Source organism: Frankia sp. CoWAU3 (genome assembly GCF_977971855.1).
The window spans coordinates 1,893-2,757 of the sequence record NZ_CDWWXB010000261.1; the positions used below are offsets into that span (position 1 = coordinate 1,893).

Here is an 865-nt window from a genome sequence, read left to right on the forward strand (position 1 = left end):
CCGGCGGCCCGGAGGCGGGACCGGGGCTGGCCGAGCACTTCGAGCACCGCTGGCGGCCCCTGTCGGCCGGGGTGGCGGTGCCGGTCTTCGCGTTCTTCTCCGCCGGAGTCACCGTCGATGGCCTGAGCGGACTGAGCGCGGCGCTGAGCGACCGGGCGGCCATCGGTGTCGTGCTCGGTCTCGTCGTCGGCAAGCCTCTGGGGATCATGGCCGCTACCTTCCTGGTAGCACGCTTCACTCGCGCCACCCTCGACGACGGGTTGACCTGGACCGACGTTCTCGGGCTCGCGGTCTTGGCCGGTATCGGATTCACCGTCTCCCTGCTCATCGGTGAACTGGCTTTCGGGAGCGGTAGCGCACGTGATGACCATGTCAAGATTGCTGTCCTGACGGGTTCCCTGCTCGCAGCCCTGCTCGCCGCCGTCGTGCTACGTCTGCGCAATCGCGTCTACCGCCGGCTCCAGGAAGCAGAGACCGCCGACCGCGACCACGACGGCATCCCCGACGTCTACCAAGACCTGCACCGGTCCTCCCCACGCCCGTGGGGGTGATCCGGTCCGGTCGGTCCGCTCGTGCAGCACCATCAAGTCCGCCCCACGCCCGTGGGGTATTCCGCCCTCGGCAATCGAACAGCTGACGCACAGGTAACACACAGGCCCGACTCCCACCCTCATAGTCACGGGGCTCCTTCCGGAGCGCCGGCAGGGTAGGAGGACACCGGCCATGGCCACACGTGAGCAGGGAATCCGACGGGTAGGCCCCGTCACCGCCGGACTGGCAGCCGTCGCGGCCGCCGGAGCCATCGGCTTCGGCGTGCTGGCCCATGAGCATTCCGCATCCGCGGCCACCTGGGCCTCGACGACGG

At 69.5% G+C, this 865-nt stretch carries 1 protein-coding gene; it reads left to right on the forward strand.

Annotated elements, in window-relative coordinates:
- Window positions 1–551: Na+/H+ antiporter NhaA (locus tag AC08ON_RS16750; protein WP_476617312.1), on the forward strand; the 551-nt coding region annotated here is incomplete at its 5' end.
- Window positions 552–865 lie beyond the last annotated feature (314 nt).